Annotated in this window: 21 protein-coding genes; 7 read left to right on the forward strand and 14 right to left on the reverse strand. The window is 71.4% G+C overall.

The genetic code is table 11. The features are described from left to right. Nucleotides 1-11: 11 nt before the first annotated feature. The 3 genes from AB0D18_RS09115 to AB0D18_RS09125 all read left to right on the forward strand — a co-directional run bounded on the left by AB0D18_RS09115 (nt 12) and on the right by AB0D18_RS09125 (nt 2403). Nucleotides 12-683 carry a phosphatidylserine decarboxylase gene (locus AB0D18_RS09115; protein ID WP_362414527.1) on the forward strand — a complete coding sequence of 224 codons (672 nt, stop codon included), beginning with the start codon at nt 12-14 and terminating at the stop codon, nt 681-683. Continuing rightward, nucleotides 670-1533, forward strand: a complete 864-nt coding sequence (pssA, locus tag AB0D18_RS09120; protein WP_362414529.1) for a CDP-diacylglycerol--serine O-phosphatidyltransferase — start codon at nt 670-672, stop codon at nt 1531-1533. The genes AB0D18_RS09115 and pssA overlap by 14 nt, the downstream gene beginning before the upstream one ends. Before the next feature lie 264 nt (nt 1534-1797). After that, nucleotides 1798-2403: an NAD(P)H-dependent oxidoreductase gene (locus AB0D18_RS09125; RefSeq protein ID WP_362414531.1), complete on the forward strand. Its 606-nt coding sequence runs from the start codon at nt 1798-1800 to the stop codon at nt 2401-2403. Between the two features lie 28 nt (nt 2404-2431). On the opposite strand, the gene AB0D18_RS09130 is transcribed toward AB0D18_RS09125, so the two are convergent. The 6 genes from AB0D18_RS09130 to AB0D18_RS09155 form a co-directional block, all read right to left on the reverse strand. Then, on the reverse strand, nt 2432-3871 hold the full coding sequence (locus AB0D18_RS09130) for a PLP-dependent aminotransferase family protein (RefSeq protein ID WP_362414533.1): 1440 nt from the start codon (nt 3869-3871) through the stop codon (nt 2432-2434). 122 nt (nt 3872-3993) lie between these two features. Next, entirely contained in the window at nt 3994-4296 is a 303-nt protein-coding gene (locus tag AB0D18_RS09135; RefSeq protein ID WP_362414535.1) for an SCO5918 family protein, read from the reverse strand. A 49-nt stretch (nt 4297-4345) separates the two neighbouring features. Then, nucleotides 4346-5788, reverse strand: a complete 1443-nt coding sequence (locus AB0D18_RS09140) for a DEAD/DEAH box helicase (RefSeq protein WP_362414537.1) — start codon at nt 5786-5788, stop codon at nt 4346-4348. 284 nt (nt 5789-6072) lie between these two features. Then, complete coding sequence (locus AB0D18_RS09145; protein WP_069572018.1) at nt 6073-6276, reverse strand: cold-shock protein; 204 nt, start codon at nt 6274-6276, stop codon at nt 6073-6075. 171 nt (nt 6277-6447) lie between these two features. Next, nucleotides 6448-7425 (reverse strand): helix-turn-helix domain-containing protein, encoded by a 978-nt coding sequence (locus tag AB0D18_RS09150; RefSeq protein WP_362414539.1) that lies wholly within the window; start codon nt 7423-7425, stop codon nt 6448-6450. A gap of 151 nt (nt 7426-7576) precedes the next feature. Next, complete coding sequence (locus tag AB0D18_RS09155; protein ID WP_362414541.1) at nt 7577-9937, reverse strand: excinuclease ABC subunit UvrA; 2361 nt, start codon at nt 9935-9937, stop codon at nt 7577-7579. Nucleotides 9938-10039: 102 nt separating this feature from the next. Between AB0D18_RS09155 and AB0D18_RS09160 the strand changes: the two genes are divergently transcribed. Next, nucleotides 10040-10639, forward strand: coding sequence for a cysteine hydrolase family protein (locus tag AB0D18_RS09160; protein WP_362414543.1), 600 nt, complete (start codon nt 10040-10042; stop codon nt 10637-10639). A gap of 34 nt (nt 10640-10673) precedes the next feature. Here AB0D18_RS09160 and AB0D18_RS09165 read toward each other — a convergent pair whose 3' ends face one another. From AB0D18_RS09165 to AB0D18_RS09185, 5 genes are all read right to left on the reverse strand, one after another. Then, entirely contained in the window at nt 10674-11939 is a 1266-nt protein-coding gene (locus tag AB0D18_RS09165; RefSeq protein ID WP_362414545.1) for an ABC transporter substrate-binding protein, read from the reverse strand. After that, a complete protein-coding gene (locus AB0D18_RS09170) occupies nt 11936-13009 on the reverse strand; it encodes a branched-chain amino acid ABC transporter permease (RefSeq protein ID WP_362414729.1) in 1074 nt (357 codons plus the stop codon). The genes AB0D18_RS09165 and AB0D18_RS09170 overlap by 4 nt, the downstream gene beginning before the upstream one ends. A gap of 211 nt (nt 13010-13220) precedes the next feature. Further along, the gene (locus tag AB0D18_RS09175) at nt 13221-14111 is read right to left on the reverse strand and encodes a branched-chain amino acid ABC transporter permease (protein WP_362414547.1); all 891 of its coding nucleotides are present in this window, start codon (nt 14109-14111) and stop codon (nt 13221-13223) included. Continuing rightward, the gene (locus tag AB0D18_RS09180; RefSeq protein ID WP_362414549.1) at nt 14108-14890 is read right to left on the reverse strand and encodes an ABC transporter ATP-binding protein; all 783 of its coding nucleotides are present in this window, start codon (nt 14888-14890) and stop codon (nt 14108-14110) included. The genes AB0D18_RS09175 and AB0D18_RS09180 overlap by 4 nt, the downstream gene beginning before the upstream one ends. Beyond that, the gene (locus AB0D18_RS09185; protein ID WP_362414731.1) at nt 14887-15693 is read right to left on the reverse strand and encodes an ABC transporter ATP-binding protein; all 807 of its coding nucleotides are present in this window, start codon (nt 15691-15693) and stop codon (nt 14887-14889) included. Before AB0D18_RS09185 ends, AB0D18_RS09180 begins: the two co-directional genes overlap by 4 nt. A 255-nt stretch (nt 15694-15948) precedes the next feature. Here AB0D18_RS09185 and AB0D18_RS09190 point away from each other — a divergent pair, with 255 nt between their 5' ends. Continuing rightward, nucleotides 15949-17160, forward strand: coding sequence for a helix-turn-helix domain-containing protein (locus AB0D18_RS09190; RefSeq protein WP_362414551.1), 1212 nt, complete (start codon nt 15949-15951; stop codon nt 17158-17160). Between the two features lie 250 nt (nt 17161-17410). On the opposite strand, the gene AB0D18_RS09195 is transcribed toward AB0D18_RS09190, so the two are convergent. Continuing rightward, nucleotides 17411-18592 carry a glycerate kinase gene (locus AB0D18_RS09195; protein WP_362414553.1) on the reverse strand — a complete coding sequence of 394 codons (1182 nt, stop codon included), beginning with the start codon at nt 18590-18592 and terminating at the stop codon, nt 17411-17413. 173 nt (nt 18593-18765) lie between these two features. On the opposite strand from AB0D18_RS09195, the gene AB0D18_RS09200 reads away from it, so the two are divergent. Continuing rightward, nucleotides 18766-20463, forward strand: coding sequence for a BCCT family transporter (locus tag AB0D18_RS09200; RefSeq protein WP_362414555.1), 1698 nt, complete (start codon nt 18766-18768; stop codon nt 20461-20463). A gap of 57 nt (nt 20464-20520) precedes the next feature. On the opposite strand, the gene AB0D18_RS09205 is transcribed toward AB0D18_RS09200, so the two are convergent. Both AB0D18_RS09205 and AB0D18_RS09210 read right to left on the reverse strand, forming a co-directional pair. Beyond that, a complete protein-coding gene (locus tag AB0D18_RS09205) occupies nt 20521-22956 on the reverse strand; it encodes an SUKH-4 family immunity protein (protein ID WP_362414557.1) in 2436 nt (811 codons plus the stop codon). A 52-nt stretch (nt 22957-23008) separates the two neighbouring features. After that, a complete protein-coding gene (locus AB0D18_RS09210; protein WP_362414559.1) occupies nt 23009-24256 on the reverse strand; it encodes an MFS transporter in 1248 nt (415 codons plus the stop codon). 82 nt (nt 24257-24338) lie between these two features. On the opposite strand from AB0D18_RS09210, the gene AB0D18_RS09215 reads away from it, so the two are divergent. Beyond that, nucleotides 24339-25319 carry an ArsR family transcriptional regulator gene (locus AB0D18_RS09215; RefSeq protein WP_362414561.1) on the forward strand — a complete coding sequence of 327 codons (981 nt, stop codon included), beginning with the start codon at nt 24339-24341 and terminating at the stop codon, nt 25317-25319. Nucleotides 25320-25328: the final 9 nt, after the last annotated feature.

Below are 25328 nucleotides of genomic sequence, written 5' to 3' on the forward strand. Positions count from 1 at the left end.
GAAGGTCTTCCATGCCCCACAGCCAAACCTCTGCACCACGCGACGGCGAATCCTCGGGTCTCATCCCCAAGGGTCGCCTTGCTCGCGGAGCATCGCCGTGGCTCCTGCCGACCGTCGCCACCGCGGCGCTCACCCTGGTCAAGGCTCGCAAGTCCGGCCGCTGGGCCGCCGCAGCCGTCCCCACCACCGCTCTCGCGGCGGGGATGCTGTGGTTCTTCCGCGACCCCGAGCGTGAGATCGCCCAGGGCCGGGTGATCTCGCCGGCCGACGGTGTGGTGCAGAGCATCATGCCGTGGAAGGACGGGCGCACCCGCGTCGCGATCTTCATGAGCCCGCTGAACGTCCACGTCAACCGCGCGCCCCTCGCGGGCACGGTGACGTCCGTCGAGCACGTGCCCGGCGGTTTCGTTCCGGCGTTCAACAAGGAGAGCGAGAACAACGAGCGCGTTGTCTGGCACTTCGACACGGAGCTCGGCGACATCGAGATGGTGCAGATCGCGGGCGCTGTGGCCCGCCGCATCGTCCCGTACCTCCCGCAGGGCACCAAGGTGGAGCAGGGCGAGCGGATCGGCCTGATCCGCTTCGGGTCGCGCGTAGACATCTACCTTCCGGAAGGTGTCGAAGTCGCGGTCGAGGTGGGCCAAACCACAACCGCGGGGGTGACCCGAATTGACCGTGACTGATCCAGAGACGCAGGCCGGCTGGGTTCCGGAGGCCGGAGCCGAGGACACCATCGACGGTGCCGAGGACATGCCGCTCAGTCTGAGGCTGTCGATAGCGGACACCCTCACGCTCGGTAACGCCACGTGCGGATTCATGGCGGTGTACTTCACCACCACCGGAATCCTCATTCCGCACCTCCAGGGCAGCGCGGAGACCGGCATGGCGCGCAACAGCGCCGCCACCGCCGTGATCCTGATGCTGCTCGCCGCGATCTTCGACCTGTGCGACGGACTGGTGGCCCGCAAGCTGCGCAGTTCGCCGATGGGTGCGGAGCTGGACAACCTCTCCGACCTGATCAGCTTCGGGCTCGCCCCCGCCTACTTCGTGCTCGTGTACGGAATGGTGGCGGACGACGCCCAGCAGAAGGTTGCGGCGCTGGCCGCGATCGTGGTGTTGCTGGCGGTGGTGCTGAGGCTTGCGCGGTTCAGTTGCGTGACCATGAAGGACGGCATGTTCCAGGGCATGCCGAGCCCCTTCGGAGCGCTCACGGTCGTCTCGATCGTCCTGCTGGAACTGCCCTTCATCCCGACCCTGCTCGCCGTGCTCGGTGTGGCCTGGCTGATGGTGAGCCGGGTCGAGTACCCGAAGCCGCGGGGCATCCTCGCGGTCGCGATGCTGAGCTGGATCGTCGGCGCGATGGGCCTGCTCACGGCGTGGGCGTTCAACGCCCCCGGCGGCCAGCTGCTCCTGCAGACCGGCTGTGCGCTCCAGGTGGTCATGGGCGCGGTCATCCCGCTGTTCGCCACCGCGCGACGCGTGAACACCTTCCGCGGCAACCGCCGCGAGGCACGGGCGGCACAGCTGCCGTAGCGTTTCCGTACGTACGAAGAGGGCCCCCGACCGGTGCAAACCGGCCGGGGGCCCTCTTTCGTGTGAGGCTCGGGGGCTGGCTGGGTAAGGGGCAGGCTCTTTAGGGGCGCGGGGAACTGCGCGATCAGCCACGACGCGTCCGCACGACACCCACCACACGGTCACGACGCACCCGCGCGCAATCCCCACCGCCCCGCGCGGCGACCCGCCCCGCCCGGGTGATTGAATGACCAACCCGCAGGACCGAAGCAGGAGTTGAGCACAGTGCGTACGCGCATCGGCGTCTATCTCGCCCACCCCCGGCCGGGCAGTTTCAACCACGCGCTCTTCGAAACTGTCGTCGACGAACTCCAGAATCTGGACTGCGAGGTCCTCGCACACGACCTCTGCGCGGAGGGTTTCGACCCCGCGCTGACCGCCGGCGAGACGGGCACGGTCGACGCCCCGGAATCCTCCGCGGATCCACAGGTGGCCCTGCACCAGCGCGAGCTGCCGAGCCTGGACGCCGTGGTGTTCGTGCACCCCAACTGGTGGGGAATGCCGCCCGCCGTCCTCACCGGCTGGCTGCAGCGCGTGTTGGTCCCGGGGGTCGCCTACAAGCTGGGCACGGCCGACGGCGAGCCCCTCGGACTCCTGAAAGCGGGCCGCGCCCTGGTCCTCAACACTTCGGACACCCCTGCGGCCCGTGAGCACGACGAGTTCGGCGATCCGCTCCAGCACATCTGGTCGGCGTGCGTCCTGCCGTACACCGGCGTCACCGATGTCCGCCGGGTGGTGTTCCGTACGGTCACGGACTCCATGGACGAGGAGCGGTCCGGGTGGCTGATCCAGGCGCGCGAGGAGGCCAGGAACCTTGTGAGCGGCAGTTGAGCCGGCGGGCCGCCCCGGTGCCGTCCGCCTAGGGCCCGGCCGGCGGCAGCACGCCGCACAGTGCTTCCAGGGCTGCCCCGTACGCGTGCTCCGGCGGGGTCGCGTACCCCACGACCAGGCCGTCCGCGGTGGGCCCGGTTGCGTCGGGGTGCCGGAAGCCGGTGAGACCGTCGAGCGCCAGGCCCTGCCGGGCGGCTGCCCGGAGGGTGGCGGTTTCGGTCCCTGCGGGGAGGCTGAGGACGGCGTGCAGCCCGGCCGCGACACCGGTGACCCCGATGTGCGGGGCGTGTGCGGCCAGGGCCTCGGACAGCTGGTCGCGGCGGGCGCGGTAGCGCTGGCGCATCCGGCGGACGTGGCGGTCGTAGTGGCCGGAGGCGACCAGCTCGGCGAGGGTGAGCTGGTCCAACGCGCTTGCCCACGCCTCCCGTTGGCCCTTCACGGCCAGCACGGGTTCGACCAGATGGTCGGGCAGCACCATCCAGCCGAGCCGGATCGCCGGGGAGAGGCTCTTGCTCACCGAGCCGAGGTAGACGACGCGTTCGGGGTCCAACCCCTGTACGGCGCCCACCGGTTCGCGGTCGTAGCGGAACTCGCCGTCGTAGTCGTCCTCCACGAGCAGCGCGTCGTGGGCACGCGCCCAGTCGACCGCCGCCGCCCGGCGCGCGGAGTGCAGCGGACCGCCGGTGGGAAACTGGTGGGCGGGAGTCAAGAGCACCCCCTTCAGACCCTTGGGGCTCCCCAACTCCCCTGTGTTGGCGCCGTATTCGTCGATCGACAGGGGTACGGTGCGCACTCCCGCCGCATCCAGCAGATCGCGGTGGAAGGGCAGGCCGTACGACTCGACGGCGAGCGGGCCGCGCAGCAATCCGCGCGTCCGGCCGCCCACGCCTCCGTACAGCAGCCGCAGCGCGTGCGCGAAGCCGGAGCAGACGACGATGCGGCCCGGGGTGGTGCGGACGCCCCGGACCCGGGAGAGGTACTCGGCGAGGGCGCTGCGCAGCTCGATGCGCCCCTGGGGGTCGCCGGGACCGAAGGCTTCGTTGGGGGCGGCGACCAGGGCGCGGCGGCCGGCGGCGAGCCAGGCGGTGCGGGGGAAGGACGCGGCGTCGGGCTGCCCCTGCCGCAGGTCGTGCGCGGGGCCCGGCGGCTGCGTCCGCTGCGTCACCTGGGCCGGCCGGGGCGGGGTCGCGCGGGCGGCGACCCGGGTGCCGGAGCCCTGGCGGGCGGTGAGCCAGCCCTCGGCGACGAGTTCGGCGTACGCGGAGGCGACGGTGTTGCGGGCGACGGCGAGGTCGGCGGCGAGCGAGCGGTACGGGGGCAGCCGGGTGCCGGGGGCGAGCCTGCCCTCGCGTACCGCTTCGCGCAGGGCGTGGGTGAGGGCGGCCTGCCGGCCGCCCTTCTCGGCGGGGAGGCTCAGATGGAGGTCCGCACCGATGCGTTCGGCGGAATTGACCCAGGATTCCGGCATGGGAGTGCACCTTACCGGGGGTCTGTGCGGAAGGCCCGGCCCGGGGTTCGGGCCGGGCCTTCCGTACGACTCAGAGCTACGACTCAGAGGTGCAGCTCAGAGCTACGACTCACACGTGCGACTCAGACGGCGGAGCCGAGCATGTTCGACGCGTTCTCCAGCGGGGAGAGGGCCGGAGCGGGAACCGGCGCGACGGTGTCACGGCAGGTGAAGCCGAGCCGGGTGAGCGCCCGGGACACCTCGCTCGCGGTGAAGTCACGGCGGTCCTGGCGGGTGATGACCTCGCCCACCTGCTTGACGGGGTAGGTCCTGCGGCCGATCGTGACGGACTCACCGGTGACGGCTTCGGGCTTGATGCCCTTCATCGCCTCCTGGACCTCGCTCTTGACCAGCTCGAAGGGGAAGCGGGCGATGACAACGCGCATGAGACCTCAACAAGGTTGGAGGGAGGGAGAGAGTTGACGCGAGAGTTCGTTATGCGGCGCTGCGCTGTGCGCTTCCGGGGACGCGGCGCGCCTGCCCCGGGCGGCCGCGGCGGCCGCGGGACGGGGAGCCGCCCCTCTTGGACCGCTCGGTGACGGGGGCGGTGATGACGACCGGCACCCCGGACGGTGCCTTGGCGCCGGTGATGCGCGTCAACTCCGCTTCTCCCGCACGCACTTGAGTGGTCTGCGGGGTGATCCCTGCGGCACGCATGAGGCGGGTCATGTCGCGGCGCTGGTTCGGGGTGACCAGGGTGACCACGCTGCCGGACTCGCCGGCCCGGGCGGTGCGGCCGCCGCGGTGCAGGTAGTCCTTGTGGTCGCTGGGCGGGTCGACGTTGACGACCAGGTCGAGGTTGTCGACGTGGATGCCGCGGGCCGCGACGTTGGTCGCCACCAGCACGGTCACGTGGCCGGTCTTGAACTGCTCCAGGGTGCGGGTGCGCTGCGGCTGGGACTTGCCGCCGTGCAGCGCCGCCGCCCGTACCCCGCTGTTCAGCAGGTGGTCGGTGAGCCGGTCCACCGCGTGCTTGGTGTCCAGGAACATGAGCACCCGGCCGTCGCGTGCGGCGATCTCCGTGGTGGTCGCGTGCTTGTCCGCGCCGTGCACGTGCAGGACGTGGTGCTCCATGGTGGTGACCGCGCCGGCGGACGGGTCGACGGAGTGGACCACCGGGTCGCTCAGGTAGCGGCGTACGAGGAGGTCGACGTTGCGGTCGAGGGTGGCGGAGAACAGCATCCGCTGGCCACCGGGCCGCACCTGGTCGAGCAGTTCGGTGACCTGCGGCATGAAGCCCATGTCGGCCATCTGGTCGGCCTCGTCGAGGACGGTGATCTCCACGCTGTCCAGGACGCAGTCCCTGCGCTCGATGAGGTCCTTGAGCCGGCCGGGCGTGGCGACGACGACTTCCGCACCGCCGCGCAGCGCGTGGGCCTGGCGGCCGATCGACATGCCGCCGACGACGGTGGCCAGCCGCAGCCGCATCGAGCGGGCGTACGGGGTGAGTGCGTCGGTGACCTGCTGGGCCAGCTCGCGGGTCGGCACGAGCACCAGGGCCAGCGGCTGTCGCGGCTCGGCGCGCTTTCCTGCCGTACGGGCGAGGAGGGCCAGGCCGAAGGCGAGGGTCTTGCCGGAGCCGGTGCGGCCGCGGCCGAGGACGTCGCGTCCGGCGAGGGAGTTCGGGAGGGTGGCGCCCTGGATCGGGAACGGCACGGTCACGCCCTGCGCGGCGAGTGCGGCTAGCAGCGGGGCGGGCATGTCCAGGGCGGCGAACGTCTCGACGGCGGGCAGCGCCGGGGTGACGGTCACCGGCAGGGCGAATTCGCCCTGTACGGCGGCGGGGCGACGGCCGTAGCCACCGGTGCGCGCGCCGGAGTATCGGGTGTGTGTACGAGTGGTGGCACGGGGGTTGCCGGTGCGCGGACTGCGGTCCATGCGGAACCTTTCCTCGATACGGCACGTGTCGAGGAATTCCCGGCGGCGGCCAGCAGGTGAACGCCGCGGAGAATCGCAGGATCGAGCCGAAGAAAATTCGAAAGCTAATTCCAGCCGTTCAGCTCCGGCCCAAGGAAGGGCAACGGGAAGCCAAAGAAAAGCGGAATAAAAGGAAAAACAGGTAGTGGGCCGGAAAATCACGGCGCGTCACTGCCCGGAAAATGCAACGAGCTGGGGCCCGCACCCCAAGGTGCGGGCCCCAGCTGCGTACTGCATGCCTGGGATCAGGCGGGGGTGATGTTCTCCGCCTGCGGGCCCTTCTGGCCCTGCGTGACGTCGAAGTTCACCTTCTGGCCCTCCTGGAGCTCGCGGAAGCCCTGGGCGGCGATGTTCGAGTAGTGGGCGAAGACGTCGGCGCCGCCGCCGTCCTGCTCAATGAAGCCGAAGCCCTTTTCCGCGTTGAACCACTTAACGGTGCCAGTAGCCATGTTTCAAACTCTCCTTGGAAACCACAACTGCAACTGCAAACCACAACTGCAGATGAGAAGAACACTAGCACGGAAACATCAATCGGTCGCCTGGAAGATTTTCCGCGTGTCCTCTCCCAGAAATTCTCCCCACTGCGGGTTGGTTTTATCTGTAGTGGCAGGGACAGATATTCACCCGCGGCGGGCGGCGAAGGAGGCGCGATAGGCGCGAGGACTGGTGTCGAGGCGGTTGCCGAAGTGCTGGCGCATGGTTATCTCGCTGCCGAATCCGGTGCGCCGGGCGACCTCGGGCATCGGCAGGTCGGTGTGTTCCAGGAGCTTCTGGGCGGCGGCCACCCGCTGGTCGAGGAGCCAGTGCAGGGGCGTGACGCCGTTCGCCGCGGTGAAGTGGCGGGCGAAAGTGCGTACCGACATGCCGGTCCGGGCGGCGAGCTGCCCGACCGTCAGCGGTTCGTCGAGATGCCGGATCGCGTACGCGCGCACCGAGGCGAGGGCGTCGGCAGACCGGTCGGTGCGCGGGGTGGGGTGCTCGATGAACTGCGCCTGGGTGCCGGTCCTGAACGGCGCGGTGACCATGGAGCGGGCGATCGTGGCCGCCACCTCCGCGCCGTGGGAGGTGCGGACCAGGTGCAGACAGAGGTCGATGCCGGCGGCGGTTCCGGCGGCCGTCCAGATGCCGCGGTCCTCGATGAAGAGCGCGTCCGGCTCGACGGTGATGTCCGGGTGGTGCGTACGGAGCAGCTCGACGAGGTTCCAGTGGGTGGTGGCGCGACGTCCGTCGAGGAGCCCGGCCTGGGCGAGCGTGAAGGCGCCTCCGCAGAGTGAGGCGATGGGGGTGCCGCGGGCGTGGGCCCGGCGGAGCGCTTCGAGGACCGGAGCCGGGGCGGGGGTGACGTGGTCGTCCAGGCCGGGAACGAGGACCAGGTCGGCGCGGGGCAGCCAGGCGAGGGTGCGGTCGGGGGTGAGGGTGAGGCCGCCGCGCAGCGGGATGGGCTGTGGGGTGGCGGCTACCCGGCGCAGGTCGAAAGCAGGGACGCCGCGATCCGTGCGGTCGGTGCCCCAGACCTCGGTGATGACGGAGAGGTCGAAGGGGCGGATGCCGGGGAAGGCGAGGAGGGCTACGCGGTGGGGCGGGGTTGGGGTGGCCACGGGGGCAGTAAACCATCGGTCGATGGATTACTGCCCCGGCGTGGACGTCACGGCTTGCGCCGGTGAGGGCTGAGGCTTGCGGGCTGCGCCCCGTGTACGGACGCACCCCGTGCACGGACGCACCCTGTGCACGGAGTGCGTCCGTGTGTCCTCAGACGCCCGACGGGCTGAAGTGTGCCTGGTCCACGTACTCCCGCAGATGCTGTGCCGTCAGCGTGTCGCCCTTGGTGATCAGGTCGGTCGGGGTGCCGGTGAAGACGATTCGGCCGCCGTCGTGGCCGCCGCCGGGCCCCAGGTCGATCAGCCAGTCCGCGTGGGCCATCACCGCCTGGTGGTGCTCGATCACGATCACCGTATTGCCGTCGTCGACGAGCCGGTCGAGCAGGGCGAGCAGCTGGTCGACGTCGGCCATGTGCAGGCCGGTCGTCGGCTCGTCCAGGACGTACGTCGCGGCCTTTTCCGCCATGTGGATCGCCAGCTTGAGCCGCTGCCGTTCACCGCCGGAGAGCGTGTTGAGGGGCTGGCCGAGGCGCAGATAGCCGAGGCCCACGTCGGTGAGGCGGGTGAGGAGGGCCCGCGCCTGGGTGCCCGGGGTGCCGCCCACCGCGCTGCCGTCCGCGAAGAAGTCGTACGCCTCGGCGACCGACATACCCAGGACCTCGCTGATGTTCTTGCCGTTCAGCGTGTAGGCGAGGACTTCCGCCGTGAAGCGCTTCCCCGCACAGGCCTCGCACACCGAGGCCACCCCGGCCATCATCGCGAGGTCGGTGTAGACGATTCCGATGCCGTTGCAGTTCGGGCAGGCGCCTTCGGAGTTGGCGCTGAAGAGTGCCGCCTTCACGCCGTTGGCCTTGGCGAAGGCGTTACGGATGGGGGTGAGGAGACCGGTGTACGTGGCGGGGTTGGAACGGCGCGAACCGCGGATCGGCGACTGGTCCGCGACGACGACGCCCTCGCGGCCCGGCAGGTTTCCGTGGATGAGTGAGCTCTTGCCGGAACCGGCGACGCCGGTGACGACCGTCAGCACTCCGGTCGGGATGTCGACGCTCACGTCCTGGAGATTGTGCTGCGAGGCGCCCGTGATCGAGATCTGCCCGGTCGGCTTCCGCACCTCGGTGCGCAGTTCGGCGCGGTGCGAGAGATACCGTCCGGTGAGGGTCCCGGAGGCCTTCAGCCCTTCCACGTCCCCGCTGTAGCAGAGCTCGCCGCCGCCCGTGCCCGCGCCGGGGCCGAGGTCCACGACGTGGTCGGCGATACGGATGACCTCGGGCTTGTGCTCGACGACGAGCACCGTGTTGCCCTTGTCGCGCAGCCGTAGCAGCAGGTCGTTCATGCGGGTGATGTCGTGCGGGTGCAGGCCCGTGGTCGGCTCGTCGAAGATGTACGTGACGTCCGTGAGGGACGAGCCCAGGTGGCGGACCATCTTGACGCGCTGCGCCTCGCCGCCGGACAGCGTGCCGGCCGACCGGTCCAGGCTGAGGTAGCCGAGGCCGATCTCGACGAGAGAGTCGAGGAGGTCGCGCAGGCCGGCGAGGAGCGGGGCGACCTCGGGGGCGTCGAGGTCACCGACGAACTTCGCGAGGTCGTTGATCTGCATCGCCGAGCACTCCGCGATGTTCACCCCGCCGATCTTCGAGGCGAGGGCGGCCTGCGTCAGCCGCGTACCCCCGCACTCGGGACAGTCGGCGAAGACCACGGCCCGGTCGACGAAGGCCCGGACGTGCGGCTGCATCGACTCGCGGTCCTTGGCGAGCATGGTCCGCTGGACGCGTGCCACCAGGCCCTCGTACGTCAGGGTGCTCTTGCCGACCTTCACCTTGACGGACGGCTTGTGCAGGAAGTCCGCCCACTCCTGCTCGGTGAAGTCCTTCAGCTTCTTGTCCGGGTCGAAGAAGCCGGAGCCGACGATGATCCCCCACGGCCAGGAGTCCACCGCGTGGCCGGGCATGGTGATCGCGCCCTCGTTGAGGGACTTCTCCCGGTCGAGGAGCTGGTCCACGTCGATGTCCGAGACCTGTCCCATGCCTTCGCAGCGCGGGCACATCCCGTCGGGCACGTTGAAGCTGAAGGCGCTCGCGCTGGGCAGGTTCGGCGCGCCCAGCCGGCTGAAGATGATGCGAAGCATCGCGTACGCGTCGGTGGCCGTGCCCACCGTGGAGCGGGAGTTGGCGCCCATCCGCTCCTGGTCGACGACTATCGCGGCGCTGAGGTTGTACAGCCCGTCGACGTCCGGGCGACCCAGGCTCGGCATGAAGGACTGGAGGAAGGCCGTGTACGTCTCGTTGATCAGACGCTGCGACTCGGCGGCGACCGTCCCGAAGACCAGGGAGGACTTTCCGGAGCCGGAGACTCCGGTGAATACGGTGAGGCGACGCTTGGGGAGGTCGACCGACACGTTCCGCAGGTTGTTCTCGCGGGCGCCGCGGACCTGGATCAGGCCGTGGCTGTCGGCGGGGTGCGCGGGCGGTTGCGCCTGCTGCGAAGGGACCGTTCTGGCGGATTCCGAAGGCATGCACCGACCCTATCGGCCGCCACTGACAAGCGACCGTTTCCCATCGATCGCTGACTTCTTCCCCTATGGGAACTCAAGCGTTTCCCGACCAGGATCGTAGCCATGGACCTCACACAGAACACCGCACTCGTCGTGGTCGACGTACAGCAGGGCTTCGAGGATTCCGCCTTCTGGGGCCCCCGCAACAACCCGGCCGCGGACGACAACATCGCAGCCCTCCTGGACACTTGGCAGTCCACCGGCCGCCCGGTCGTCTTCGTACGGCACGACTCGGTGAAGCCCGGGTCGCCGCTGCACCCGGCCCACCCCGGCAACGCCCTCAAGCCGTACGTCGAGGAGCGCCGCGGCAAGGGATCGGGCCCCGAGCTCTTCCTCTCCAAGACCGTCAACTCCGCTTTCTACGGCACCCCGGACCTCGGCGCCTGGTTCAAGGCGGCGGGCATCACCAGCTTCGTGGTGGCCGGGATCCAGACCAACATGTGCGCCGAGACGACGGCCCGCATGGGCGGCAACCTCGGCTACGACGTCCTCTTCGCCCTCGACGCCACGTACACCTTCGACCAGGAGGGCCCGTTCGGCTGGCGCCTGACCGCCGACGAGATCGCCCGCGCCACCGCCGTCACCCTGCACGGCGGCGGCTTCGCGACGGTGACGACCACGGCGGATCTGGTGGCGGCGGCCGGGCAGCAGCTCACCCGGTAGCGAACCGAGGCGCGCAGGCTCCTCAACCCCCCTTCTATTCACCGAACTTGAAGCCCTCGGCGGGCTTCGAAGCCGTCGCCTCCTGTACGACCTTCAGGCCGCCGGGGGTCTTCGCGTCCGGCCGCATGATGACGGACTGACGGGTGGAGGGGGCCTTGGGGTCGGTGAAGTCGTGGGTCATGCCGAAGCCGTTGTCGAAGGCGTTCATGGAGCGGACGGCCTTGGCCATGCCCTCGCGGGTGAGGTTCTTGTCGGCGCAGGCCCGCTTGAGGGCCTCCTCGAAGATCTTGCCCGCCGTGTAGCCCGCGGCGACGCCGTTGTCCAGGCTGTCCTTGGGGTACGCGGCCTTGTACGCCTTGGCGAGGGCGGCGGGACCGGCTGCCGGGGAGCCGATGGGGAGGGTGGAGGCGGCCACGTAGTAGTTCTTCTGGAGGGCGGGGCCCGCCGGGGTGGCGAGGAGCTGTGGTGCGAAGGCGGAGTTGTTGCCAATGATCGGGACGTCGAAGCGGCCGGCCGCGGCGACGCCGACCAGGGAGGCCGCCTGGCGCGGGCCCGCGCTGACCATGATGGCCTTGACGCCTGCCTTCTTGAGGGCGGTCACCTGGCCGGACATGTCGTTGTCGGTGGGCTTGATCTTCTGCTCGACCACCGTCAACCCGGCCTGTTCGGCAGCGTACTTGGAGCCCTGGAGGGCGTTCTCGCCGTAGTCGCCCTCGAAGTAGACGTGGCCGATCCGGTCACCCTTGGCGATGAGCTTGTGGGTCAGGAGGAAGTCGATCGCGTTGATGGTCTCGATGTCGTACGTGGCGCCGACGACACGGACGTACGGGCTGCCCAGGAGGGACGCCGACCAGGCCTGCGGGAGGATCAGGCCCTTGTCCTGGGTCTCTACGCGCTGCTTGACGGCGGCCACGAACGGGGAGCCGATGAACTGGACGTACCCGGCGACCTCGCCTTCGAGCTCGGTGTACGCGGAGACCGCCTTCTGCGGGTTGTAACCGTGGTCGCGGACGGTGAGTTCGACCTTCCGGCCGCAGATGCCGCCGGCCGCGTTGAGCTGCTTGGCCCAGAGTTGCTGGGACTGGGTGACGCTCTTGCCGAGGGAGGCGTACACGCCCGTCAGGTCGGTGAGGACACCGAGCGGGATGACCTTGTCGGTGATGCCGTCGCCGGTCCTGACGCCCTGGGAGTCCTCCTTGCCCGCGCTCCCCGTACCGGCCTTGCTGCTGCAGCCGGTGGCGGCGAGGGTGAGCGCGAGGAGGGCTGCCGCCGCAGCGGTCGAGTACCTTCGATCCGTCATGTGCTTCCCCTTCGGACACTGCTTCGGAGACTGCTTCGGAGTCGGAGGCGGGAGAGGCCGCCCGGCAGGAACAGGACCACGACGACGACCGCCGCGCCGTACAGGTAGCGGGACGCCTCGCCCGGTGCGATGCCGCCGGCGCCGGTCCCGGGCGCGGTGACCAGCGGCAGCGACTCGCTGTAGCGGGTGAGGAGTTGGGGCAGCAGCGACACGAACGCGGCGCCGATCACCGCGCCGCGCACCGAGCCGAGGCCGCCGATGACGATCATCGCCAGGAATTCAAGGGACAGCGTCATGTCGAAGTACTCGGGGACGGTCCGCTGGAAGACGAGGGCGAGCAGCACCCCGGCGAGGCCCGCGTACATCGACGACAGGACGAACACCGACGCCCGGTAGCGGGCCACCGGCACGCCCATCACGCCCGCCGCGATGCGGTGGTCGCGGATCGCGTTCAGCGCCCGGCCGGGTCGCCCGCGCAGGACTCCGCGGGCGAAGAGCGCGCAGAGGAGGAGGGCGAGCAGGGCCGCGTACCAGAGCTTCTCCGCGGATTCGAAGGGGACGCCCGCGATGACGGTCTGCGAGTCGTCGAAGTCGACGCCGAAGAGTGAAAGAGGCGGTACGGAACGGCCGTTGAAGCCCCCGGTGAGGTCCCGGGCGTTGAAGAGGACGTGCTGCCCGATGAAGATCAGGGCGAGTGTGGCGATGCCGAGGTACGCGCCGCGCAGACGTCCGGCGATGGGACTGAAGAGCCCGCCCGCGAGCCCGGAGACGCCGACCGCGAGGAGTGCGGCGAGCCAGCTGGGCAGCCCGAGCCCGGTGAGCCGGTGGCCGTTCTCGGTGAGGGGGTCGGCGGCCAGGACGCAGTAGCTGTACGCGCCGACGGCGAGGAAGAAGGCGTGCCCCATGGAGAGTTGGCCGGTCGCGCCGGTGAGGAGGCCCAGGCCGATGGCGGCGATGGCGGCGGCCATGGCGAAGAGCCCGGCCTGCAGCCAGAAGCGGTCGACGTAGAAGGGCAGCGCGAGGAGGAGGACGCCGAGCGCGGTCCAGAGGTAAGTCCGGGGCGCGCGCAGGCCCTTAGTACGGGCCGGACGGGGCGCCCCGGGCCCGGCGGCGCCGCCCGGCTCCGGCACGCCCGACTTCCCGGCCCGCGCGCGTCCGGCCGCTTCGACGGCCGTACGGGGGCCGTCGGCCCGCGTGTCTGCGGGCACGGCGCGCCCCGGGCCCGGGCCGGAGCCGGCGGTTTCCCGGGGCCCTGTCGTGCGTTCTCCGTTCGGTGTGGGGTCAGACACGGGTCGGCTCCTTTGTGCCGAAGAGGCCTGCCGGGCGGATCAGTAGGACCGCCACCATCACCAGGTAGGGGGCGAGGTCGCCGATGCCGCGGCCGAGGAAGGAGAGGTCGTTCTGGTAACCGGTGGCGAGGGATTCGACGACGCCGACGATCAGGCCGCCCGCGAGCGCGCCGGTGGTGGAGTCCAGGCCGCCGAGGATGGCTGCGGGGAAGGCCTTCAGTGCGGCCAGGGAGGTGGCCCGTTCGAGGCCGGGGGTCGGGAAGACGGTCAGGAAGAGTGCGGCGACCGCGGCGAGTGCGCCCGCGACCGCCCAGGCGGAGAGCGAGACCCGGCCGAGGCGTACCCCCATCAGGGCCGCCGTCTGCGGGTTCTCCGCCGCGGCGCGCATGGCGACGCCCCACGAGGTGTACCGGAAGGCGAGCAGGAACGCGGCGATGAGGACGGCCGCGGCGAGGAGTGCCGCGATCCGGGTCTGGGCCATGGTGACGGAGCCGAGGGTCACCACCTTGTCGCCCCAGGGGTCGCCCGGTGACAGGACGCGGGTGCCGATGCGTCGGGTCAGTTCGGTGACCAGGAGGATGTCCACGCCGATCGTGACGATCGCGAGCACGCTGTGGTCGCTGCCCCGGTAGCGCCGCATGACGAGGAATTCCACCGCCGCGCCGACCACCGCGGCGCCCGCGATGCCGGCGGCGAGCGCGAGCCAGAAGCCGAGGTCGTCGTGGAGCACGGCGGTGAGGTAGCCGCCTGCCAGGAGGAGCGAGGCGTGGGCGAAGTTCACGACCTCGGTCGCCTTGAAGATGACGACGAATCCGAGGGCGATCAGGGCGTAGACGGCGCCCATGGAGAGGCCGCCGAGGAGGAGTTCGACGAGAGTCGTCATGGCGTGGGCGCCCCCAAGTACGCCTGGACGACGGCGGGATCGGACTGCACCTGGGCGGGTGTGCCGCCCGCGATGCGCCGTCCGAAGTCGAGTACGGTCACCGCGTCCGCGAGCCTCATCACCACTCCCATGTCGTGTTCGACGAGCACGATCGAGATGCCGAGGCTGTCCCGTACGCCCGCGACGACGGCGGCGGTGGCACGCCGTTCGTCGGCGGTCATGCCCGCGACGGGCTCGTCCAGGAGGAGCAACCGCGGTTCCATGCACAGGGCGCGGGCCAGCTCGACGAGCTTCTGCTTTCCGTACGGGAGGACCCCGGCGGGCCGGTCGAGGTCGGCGGCGAGACCGACGAAGTCCGCTATCTCCCTTACCCGGTCCAGGTGTTGGCGCGCCTCGCGGGCTGCGGACGGCAGCCGCAGTCCGGCGGCGAGGAACCCGGTGCGGGTCAGCCGGTGGCGGCCCAGCATCAGGCTGTCGGCGACGGTGGCCCGCGGCGGGAGGGCCAGGTTCTGGAAGGTGCGGGCGATGCCGAGGGCGGCGATGCGGTGCGGGGCGAGACCGGTGAGCTCGGTGGAGCCGAGCCGGACGCTGCCGGAGGTGGCGCGGTAGACCCCGGAGAGAACGTTGAAGCAGGTTGACTTTCCTGCCCCGTTGGGGCCGATGACGGCGTGCACGCTGCCCGGTTCGACGGTGAAGGAGACGGCGTCGAGCGCAGTCAGTCCGGCGAACTTGACGGTGACGTCGGTGACGTGGAGCGGGGCGGCAAGGGCGGCCGTCATGCCGTCCACCTTCTCAGCGTCGGCGCCGCCGCCCCCGCGTTTCCCGCGTCCTCGGCCGCCGTCTCGTCGACGACGCCGAGGTAGCGGCGGCGCACCTCGTCGGAGGTGGCGAGTTCGGCGGCGGGACCGTGCAGGGCGACCTCGCCGACATCGAGTACGTACGCCGTGGTGGCGAGCCGCAGGGCGAGGGCCGCGTTCTGTTCGACGAGCAGGACCGAGGTGCCGGTGGCGTTGATCTGCTGGACGGTCTCGGCGATGCGGGCGGCCATCAGCGGGGCGAGCCCGAGGGACGGCTCGTCGAGCAGGAGGAGTCGGGGGTGGGCCATCAACGCCCGCCCCAGCGCCAGCATTTGCTGCTCGCCGCCGGACAGGAGGCCGGCGCGCTGGCGGGCGCGGTCGGCGAGGACGGGGAAGAGTTCATGGACGCGGGCGAGGGCTTCGCGGGCGGCGGCACGTCCGCCGGGGGCGCCGAGCGCACCCGCGCGGAGGTTGTCGGCGACCGTCATACGGGCGAACACCTGGCGCCCCTCCGGGACTTGGACGACCCCCGAGGCGACGACCCGGGCGGCGCTCGCACCGCGCAGGTCGCGCCCGCCGTACGAGACCGTGCCCGAGGTGACCGCGCCCCGGTGGTAGCCGAGTGTGCGTGAAATCGCCCTCAGGAGCGTGGACTTGCCCGCCCCATTGCCGCCGAGCACGGCAACCACGGAACCGGCCGGAACATCGAGCGTGACCGCGCGCAGAGCGCGTACCGGCCCGTACCCGACGGAGAGGGAACGCACTTCCAGGGCGCCTGGCCCCACCGGCGCCGATTCCGCCGGCCGCACTGGTTCCACCGGCGCCGATTCCACCGGCCGCACTGGTTCCACTGGTTCCACGGGAACACCTCCTTGCCGTCTCGGCGGACCCCTGTGAGCCCACAGACCAACAGCAGACACGTGTAACCGTCCAGCGGGTATGGCTGAATCGCTGCGGATGACCAGCGCCGGGAGGTGGCCGTTGTGCTCACGCACAAGGGGGCTGTCCAGCGCGCCGCAGCGGTGGCATCCTCACCGGTCATGAGTGGCCGCAGAGCACGGACGGACAGCGAACGGTCGGTGCTGGAGAGCGCGTCGGAGGTTCTCATCGGACGGGTCGGACACCTCACGGACCTGCTCATCGGCGAACTCCGGGCGCACTCGCCGCAATACGACATCGCCGTACCGGCAGACGAACACTGGCAGCAGATCAACGAGGCGCTGCGGTACGGAATCGAGGTGATTCCAGCCCCCCGGTCGGCGCCCCGGCGCGACCTCGAGTTCGCCGAAAAGCTCGGCAGGCGGCGGGCGGAGCAGGGGCTCTCGCTGGACCTGCTGCTCCACGCGTACCGCAAGGCCGGCTATCTCGTCTGGGACGAGCTCCTCGACGCCGTCACGGCGCGGGACCCGGAGGCGCTGCCCGTTCTCGCGCGCACGGCGGCGCAGATGTGGGCGGCGGTGGACCGGCAGGCCGCCACGGTCGCCGAGGCGTACCGGAGCACGGAGGAGGACATGCAGCGGCGCACCGACGAACGCGTCCAGGCGCTGCTCGACGCCCTGCTGGAGGGCCAGACGTCGGCGGCCCTGGTCGCGGGCGCGGCCGCGGGGCTCGACCTCCCCGAACAGGGCCGGTACGCGGTGGTGGTGCTGCGGGCCGAGCGGCGGGAGGGCCGCGAACAGTTCCACCGGGTGACGGCGGCGGCCGGACTGCGCTTCTTCTGGCGGATGCGCACGGACTGCGAGGTGGCGGTGGTGGCGCTGGACCCCGGCACCGGGCTCTCGGAGCTGTCGGCGGAACTGGAGCGGCGGTGCGCGGGGCCCGGCGGGATGAGCCCGGTGGTGTCGGGCCTGGCCGAGCTGGGGCTCGCCCGGCGGCTGGCTGAAACGGCCCTGCGGACGTGCGCCGTGACGGACCCGGCGGGCGCGCCCCGGATCGTACGGCTGGACAAGCGGCTGCCGACGGCGCTGGTGGTCAGCCAGCCGGAGCTGGCGGCACGGCTGGTGGCGGAGGTCTTCGGCCCGCTGCTGGCCCTCGATCCGGGAGACCGGGCGGTGCTGCTGGAGACGCTGGACGCGTGGCTGGGGGCGCAGGGGTCGGCGGGGCGGGCGGCGACGCGGCTCTACTGCCACCGGAATACGGTGTTCAACCGGCTGCGCCGGCTGGAACAGCTGACGTCGCGGTCATTGTCGCGGCCGCGGGACTTGACGGAGATGACGTTGGCGTTGGATGCGTTTCGGTTGTCGGCGGCGTGAGGGGGGCGGGGGCAGTGGGGCGGGCGCGAGGGCGTGCGGTCGTGGGACGGCGTGCTCCGCGGGGGGCCGCCCCCTTGCCCACCCGTCCCGCCCCCGGGGGCGGCCCCGCTGCCCAAGAGGGCTAGCGGGGGTAAGGGGCAGGCTTTTAGGGGCGCGGGGAACTGCGCGACCAGCCACGACGCACCCGCACGAAGCACGCCGGCCCCACGACGTACCCGCACGATGTCCCCCGCCCCGCCCGAACCGCCCTCTACGTCAGGAAGTCATGGCCGATCTGCTCCGCCACCCGCTCCAGCAGCGGTCCCGCCTCCGCCATGCTCCGCTGCGGGTCCGGTTCCAGTGCGCTCAGCGCGTACGCCCTGCGGATGCCCGCCCTGCCCAGCGCCTCGGCGGGCAGTGCGAGCCGGCCGCACACCGCGACGACCTCCACCCCGCGCGCCCGTGCCGCCGCCGCGACACCCGCGGGGGCCTTGCCGTGCAGGGTCTGCTCGTCGAGGGAGCCCTCGCCCGTGATGACGAGCGTGGCCCGCTCCAGGGCCGGGGCGAAGCCCAGCACGTCGAGCATGACCTCGATGCCGGGCCGGAAGCGCGCGCCGAGCGCAGCCAGCGCCCCGTAGCCGATGCCGCCGGCGGCCCCCGCTCCCGGGGTGTCGGCCAGTCCGGTGCGGCCCGAAGCAGGGTCGAGGATCGACGCGTAGTGCGCCAGCGCCGCGTCCAGCGTCGCCACGTCCTCCTCGGAGGCCCCCTTCTGCGGCCCGTACACCGCCGGCGCCCCGACGGGTCCGGTCAGCGGGTTGTCGACGTCGCTGGCCAGGATCAGGTCGACGCCGCCTGTGCCTGGCGCCGCGAACCGCGTGTCAAGACCCGACAGGTCGGCCGTCGCGAGGTCGCGCAGGCCCCCGCCGCCCGGACCGACCGGCTTGCCGTCCGCGTCCAGGAAGCGCGCGCCGAGCGCGGCCAGCATCCCGGCCCCGCCGTCCGTCGTCGCACTGCCGCCGACGCCGAAGACGATCGTCCTGGCGCCCGCGTCGAGCGCCGCCCGCAGCAGCTCGCCCGAGCCGTACGTGGTCGAGCTGAGCGGCTCGAAGACGCCCGGCGGCAGGTGCTGGAGGCCGGAGGCCTCCGCCATCTCCACCACGGCCGTGCCGTCCGCCTCGCGGAAGGCGTACGCCGCGGTCAGTCCTTCGCCGCGCGGGCCCGTGACCCGTACCTCCCGGCGCTCGAAGCCCGCCGCGACCGCGGCCGCGACCGTGCCGTCGCCGCCATCGGCGACCGGCAGGGACTCGACCTGCACGCCCGGCACCGCCCTGCGCAGCCCGGCCGTCACCCGCTCGGCGACCTGTACCGCCGTGAGCGAGCCCTTGAACTTGTCGGCCGCGACGAGCACATGTGCCCCGCCGCTCGCCCCACTCTTTACTGCTCCGTCGGCCACCGTGCATCCCTTGCTTTCGTACCGGCAGTCGCGCCGCCCCGACCATAACCGCCACCCCCGCCCCGTGCCCATCGCCAATCTCGCCCGCCGGGCTCCAGTACGGCCGGACCGCCCCCTCCTGACGGCGCGCCAACCGCCAATATCACGACATTGAGCACCATAAGGTGTGCGGCATGAGTACGGAATCCCTTGATCCACCCCAGCCGGTCCCCGAGCCGGAATCCCCGGGCGCCCCGCTGCACGACGGCAGGCCCGACGTCACCGTCATCGGCATCGGCGTGCTCGCCGTGGCGGCCGTCGTCGCCTGGGCGTTTCTCGGCAAGAACTCGTTCGAGAGCGCGTCGTCCACGGCCCTCGCCTGGGTCCTCGACAACTTCGCCTGGCTCTTCGTGATCGCGGCCGACGTCTTCCTCCTCATGTGCCTGTGCATCGCGCTGAGCAGGTTCGGCCGGATCCGGCTGGGCAAGGACGGATCGGAGCCCGAGTTCACCAATCTGGCCTGGATCGCGATGATGTTCAGCGCGGGCATGGGCATCGGCCTGATGTTCTACGGGGTCGGCGAACCGCTCCAGCACTACGTCACCCCGCCGCCCGGCTCCGGCGCCGCGGCCGGCACGGGAACCGCGGCCCGCGCCGCCCTGGAGTACTCCTTCTTCCACTGGACGCTCACCCCGTGGGCGATCTACGGCATCGCGGGGCTCGCCCTCGCGTACGCGACGTTCCGCAAGGGCCGTGGAAACAGGCTGAGTTCGGCCTTCGTACCACTGCTGGGCGAACGCCGCGCAGCGGGCTGGCAGGGCAAGCTGATCGACCTGCTGGCCGTCTTCGCGACCGTCTTCGGCACCGCGACCAGCCTGGGCCTGGGCGCCCTCCAGGTCGCCAAGGGCCTCAACATCGTGGCCGGCGTGGAGGACACCAAGGGCGTCGAGCTGATCATCATCGGCTCGCTCTCGGCGGCGTTCGTACTGTCCGCGTTCTCCGGCCTGCACAAGGGCGTGAAGTGGCTGAGCACGGTGAACCTCGTGCTGGCCGCCCTGCTGATGCTGTTCGTGTTCGTCCTCGGCCCGACGGTCTACATCCTGGACGCGATCCCGGCGTCCGTCGGCGGCTACCTCGACCAGCTGCTCCCGATGGCGACCCGTACGGGCGCGTTCGGCGACAGCGAGTGGCTGGGTGCGTGGACGATCTTCTACTGGGCGTGGTGGCTGTCCTGGGCGCCGTTCGTCGGTACGTTCATCGCCCGCATCTCCCGCGGCCGTACGATCCGCGAGTTCCTGATCGGTGTGCTGCTCGTGCCGAGCGGGGCGACGGTGGTGTGGTTCTGCGTGATGGGAGGATCCGCGATCCGCCTGGACCAGACGGGAGTCGCCGACCTCGCCGGGTCGGTGAAGGAAGGCGCGGAAGCATCCCTCTTCGCGATGCTGGACGCGCTGCCGATCGGCACGGTCACCTCCTGCATCGCCATGCTCCTCGTCATGACGTACTTCGTGACGAGCGCCGACTCGGCGTCCCTGGTGATGGGCTCGCTCACCGCCCGGGGTGCACTGCACCCGCCGACCTGGCTGGTGGTGCTGTGGGGCGTGCTGATGGCGGCGGTCGCGGCCGGTCTGCTGGTGGCGGGCGGCCTCAACTCCCTCCAGACCGCGACGATTCTCGTCGCGCTGCCCTTCGTCCTGGTCATGCTCGGGCTGTGCTGGGCGCTCATCAAGGAGCTGCGCGAGGACCCTGGCGCGGGCCCGGCCCGCCACCACGCACTGCACGGACTGCGGGACGCGGTACGGGCGATGGTCGGCGACGCGATCACCGAGCACGGCCCCGACCGACGGCACCCGAGGCTGCGGCGGGCGGCCAAGTCCCGTACGGACGAGTGAGGTTGGCTACGTAAATACCAGGGGCGCGGGGTCAACTACCGCGCCCCTTCCGCATGTTCAGTGCTCCAGCGGGCTGACCGACTGGTCACTCAGAAAGGTCGGCCAGTACCCCTCCTCACCCTCCACGGGAACGCACGCCCGGGGGTCGACCGAGGCGAGCGTGTCGAGGACGGTCGCACTCAGCATGGCGTACGAGCCACCGAGCCGTCGTTCCCGGGAGAGCCGCACCACCCGTTCCCGCATCCACACGGTGAAGTTGTACGCGGAGACGTCGACGTTCATCGCGGCCTCGACGCCGTCGGGCATGAACCGCTCGTACACCCGCCCCGTCGCCCCTTCGAGCAGCATCGCGCCGTCGTCGCCCAGCACCGCCAGCCGGATCAGGTGCTCCGCGCCGGGCGGGCGCGGGTAGTCGTCCCCGTCGGTGACGTAGCCGTAGTCGTGCGAGTAGGGCGCCACCGGGTCATCGACGGCGTTGTCGTACAGGTCGGCGACCGTTGGCAGCGGGCCGCCCTCCAGCTCGATGAACGCGCTGCCGCCGTTCGCCAGCCCGGTCTCCCGCAGATACCGCCGGGTGGCGGCGTGGGTGAGCGCGCCGGGCAGCTCCGTCTCGTCGAAGGGTTCGACGTACTGGTGCCGGCGGGTCAGCTCGGCCCTGATCACGTCGGCCCGCAGGTCGAGGGCGAGCCCGTCGGGCCCCGGGCCCGCAATCCAGGCGAGCGGCCTGATCAGCATCGCGTGCCGCCAGAACCCCGCGACGCCCTCGTCGAGTTGGAGCATCCGGGGATCGGTGTCCCGCACCACGTGCAGCATGGCCTCCTGGAGCCGCTCGACGGTCTGCGGCCCGCAGCCCACCCGGTCGCGGGCGTACGGTCCGGTGTCGGGCCGCAGCCGGGTCACCGCCTCCGTGAGGTGGGCGAGGCAGGACAGGTCGGAGGCGAGCAGTTCCCGGCCCCGGAACTCGGCGCGGCCCGTCCCCCGGTACTCGCCGATCCGGACGGCACCCGTCCAGCCGTCCAGTACGACAGGCAGGTCGCGCTGCCCGTGTCCGTACGTGAGGTGGCCGAGCCGGAACAGCCCGTCCGCGACCTCCTCAAGCCCCAGGTCGAACCGCAGCAGCGGCGCCCGGCGCGGCAGCCCGACGTCGGTGAGAAAGGCACGGCTCGCCTCGTGCCGGATCCCGGCCGGGACCGCACCGGCCCGGACCGTCCCCTCCCCTGTCGCCCTCTCGTCCATCGCCTCCTCGTGTGTCGTCCCCTCGGCTGTCGTCCCCTCGGCTGTCGTCCCCTCGCCCCCGAAGGCCGCCTCGGCACTCCGGCTGCCGTACTCGACGCGCATCGGCCGGTCGTCGGCGGTCGTCCACCCGCCGCGGATCGCCTCCATCAGTACGTCGTCGACGAACTGGGGCCAGACGTGCCGGCCGCTGTGCGGCTGTGCCCCCTCCCCGTCGGCAGGGCCCGGGACCGCGAACGGGTCGACGGAGGCGAGGAGTTGTTCGAAGGTGGCGGCGGCCGTCGGGTGGTCGTCGGTGAAGTGGTGCACCGCGTCGAGCGCACGGATCTGCGGGAGCGCCCAGAGGGTGAAGGCAAGGGCCGACACGTCGGTGTTGAGCGGCATGAGGACCGAGTCGACGTGCCAGCCGTACAGCCGGCCGGTGTCGCCTTCGAGGAGGAGGCCGCTGTCCTCGACGATGCCGCCGAGGTCGATCATCCGGTCGGCGCGGGGCGGCACGCCGTGGCCCTCCCCCGCGTCGGACCACGGCTCGGGGATGCGGGCCGGGTAGAAGGGCCCGGTCTCCAGGGCCAGGCCGTGGGTGCGCAGGAAGCGGCGGGTGGGTTCGTGGGTGAGCAGTGCGGGCAGCACGTCGTCCCCGTACCGCAGGATCTCGTCCGCCTCGAACTCGTCGTCCAGCTGTCCGTACGAGAGGTCGAAGGTGAGCCCGTCGTCGCCGGGCCCGGCGATCCAGGCGAGCGGCCTGATCGTCATCGCGGCGCGCCAGTACGGGGAGATGTCCTCGGCGGTGTCGAGCAGCGCGGGGTCGGTGTCCCCGACGAGTTCCAGCATGGTGCGCTGCAGCCCGGCGACGGTGTCGGGCCCGCACTCGATGTCGCGGCGGGCGTACGGCCCCTCGTGCGGGTCGAGCAGGGCGACGAGCTCGCAGAGGTGGACGAGGGAGGAGAGGTCGGAGGCGAGGAGCTGCCGCTCGCGGCCGTGCCGGACGTACACCTGGCCGGTCCAACAGTGCAGCACGATGCGGTACACGTCCGGCCGGAAGGTGAACACGCCGATCCCCAACTCACCTTCTTCCCATGTCAGTTCACCGCCCAAATCGAACCGCATCAGCGGCGCCTCGCACGGCAGGCCGACCTGTGTGAGGAAGTCACGGACCTCGCCCACCGGGGTGTGCTCGGGCAGGGACTCCCCGGTCGCGAGAGTCACACCCGCCGCTGCCAGCACCCCGCCGAGCCGCTCCCGCCCGAAGTCCACCAGCATGTGTGGTTCCCCTCCCGCTCCCCCGGTGTGATCGCGTGCGAGCGTACACACCTCACTTCGCGCTGCCGGACGTCGCGGACGGGCCCTCGGCAGAGGGCTGAGCCGGAGCCGGGGCCGGTACGTCGCCCCGGCCCGCACCCGAGCCTCCCGCCCGCACCCCCCGCTCCAACCTCAAGGTGACCACCACCGATGCCCCCGCCAGCACCGTCATCGCCACCCCCGGCGAAGTGAACTGGGCGACCCCGCCCGCCAGCGCCGCCCCCACGCCCTGCATCGCCAGCATGCCCGACGTGTGCAGCCCCAGCGCGTGCCCGCTCAGCTCGTCGGGTGTCAGGGCCATCAGCCGTTCCTGAAGCAGCAGCGTCGCCGCGAAGCCGACGGACGCGACCAGCACCACGACCAGGGCCACCGGCAGCGAAGGGCGCAGGAAGAACACCAGGTACGGGGCCGCCAGCAGCAGCCGCAGCGCGGGCCCGCCCCTGGCTCGCAGCCCGGCCGGCACGAACCGCCCCACCACCGTGTCCCCGATCAGCATCCCGCACGCCGCGAAGGCGAACAGCAGCCCCGCCCGCGCGGGTTCGTACGGTACGTAGAGGGACTCGCAGCCCACGATGAGCCCGTTCGGCACGCACAGCATGAGGTACACGTAGCGGCGCGGCTTCAACGACCAGAGCAGGGCATTGGTCCGCCAGGTCTCGGCGACCGAGGCCCGCCCGCTCGCCCTCGGCGGTCTGCCGCTCAGCCCGAAGCGTGCGCACCCCGCCGACACGAAGTAGAGCGCGGCACCGACGAGCAGCGTCTCCCGCGGCGACAGCAGGTTGACCAGGAGCCCACCGGCGGCGAATCCGCAGATCTGCATGACCCCGTTGGACATGTTCATCACGGAACGGCCGATCAGGAAGCCGTCCTTGGCGAGGATTTCGTTGAGGAGCCCGTACGTCACTCCCCCGCCGAGCGACGCGAAGACGCCCAGCGTCAGCAGGACCGCGAAGGACGCTCCCACCGGCAGCCCCGGTATCGCCTGGACGGCGGTGGCCAGGCCGAAGAGCAGGCCCAGGCCCGCGAGTGCGGCGCGCGGCGGCAGCCGGTCGGCGGCGGAGAGGAGGGTGCTCGCACCGATGAGCTGGGCCAGCGACGGCCCGAACATGGCGAGGGAGGACAGCAGCGGAGAGCCGGTCTCGGTGTAGACGAGGGTGCCGAGGGCGAGTCCGGTGACGGTCTGCGCCGCCGACTTCGCGGAGACGGTCAGGAAGAGCGGGGTGAACTCCGGCTGTCGGAACAGTTCGCGGTAGGTGCGCATGGGAGGAGTGTCGGAGCCCCCGCGTGGGCGGCGTTACTGTTTCGCACCGGCGCGAAACAACCTTCGGGAGGGTGGTGGGCCGATGGGCTGGTGGCAGGTCGACGCGGACACACTCGCGGGCGGACGGTTCGTCATCTCCCCGTTGAGCGAGGCGATTTCGAGCCTGAAGATGCTTCAGCGGCACGCGCCCGCCTCGCATCCCGGTGAGCGTTCCTGGCTCGACTCCCATCTCCCGGCCTTCCGCGACAAGCTCGCCGAGGACCCGCTGACGCCCCTCCTCCTGGAGGCAGCGTTCCGCCCGACCTGGAACGCGGACTTCATCACCCCCACCCCGACCGGTGAGGGCGAGCAGACCTTCGCGCGGGAGCTGGAGCGGATCCGGGCCGCTCCAGCCGATTCGGTGCTCGCCGATCTGACTGTCGCGCTCGGCGGTCCGCCGCCCCCCGCCCTGCTCCGCGACGACCTCGCGGAACGTGCCGCCGACCTCCTCGACTGGGTGTGGCAGCGGACCGTACTCCCCCAGTGGCCGCGCCGCCGCCGGGTCCTGGAGGCCGACATCGTGGCGCGCACCGCCCAGTTGAGCCGGGGCGGCTGGGCGGCGGCGCTGGACGACATGCGGCCGGGGATGCGCTGGCTGGGCGGCGACCGGCTGCAGATCAACACCCAGGACTTCCCGCCGCGCGAGGTCTCCGGGGCGCGGCTCCTCTTCGTCCCGGTCAGCTTCCGCACCAGCTGGGTGTCCTGGGAGGGCCCGCACCGGTTCGCCGTGGTCTACCCGTGCGCGGGCACCCTCGCCGAACCCGGCCGGCCACCGGCCCCGGAGGCCCTGGGTGCGCTCCTCGGCCGGGGCCGTGCGGGCATTCTCGTACTCCTGGAGACCCCGAAGAGCACCTCCCAGCTGGTCGCCCTGACCGGCCTCGCACTGGGCTCCGCCGGCCGCCATCTGAAGGTCCTCCTCGATGCCCGTCTGGTACGGCGCAGGAGAACGGGGCGGTCAGTGCTCTACTACCGTACGGAGGCGGGTGACCTGCTGGTGAACTCCCAGGAGGTGTCGGACATTTGAGGATGCATC

Origin of the sequence: Streptomyces sp. NPDC048442 (assembly GCF_040651475.1) — a bacterium.
Lineage (GTDB): Bacteria > Actinomycetota > Actinomycetes > Streptomycetales > Streptomycetaceae > Streptomyces.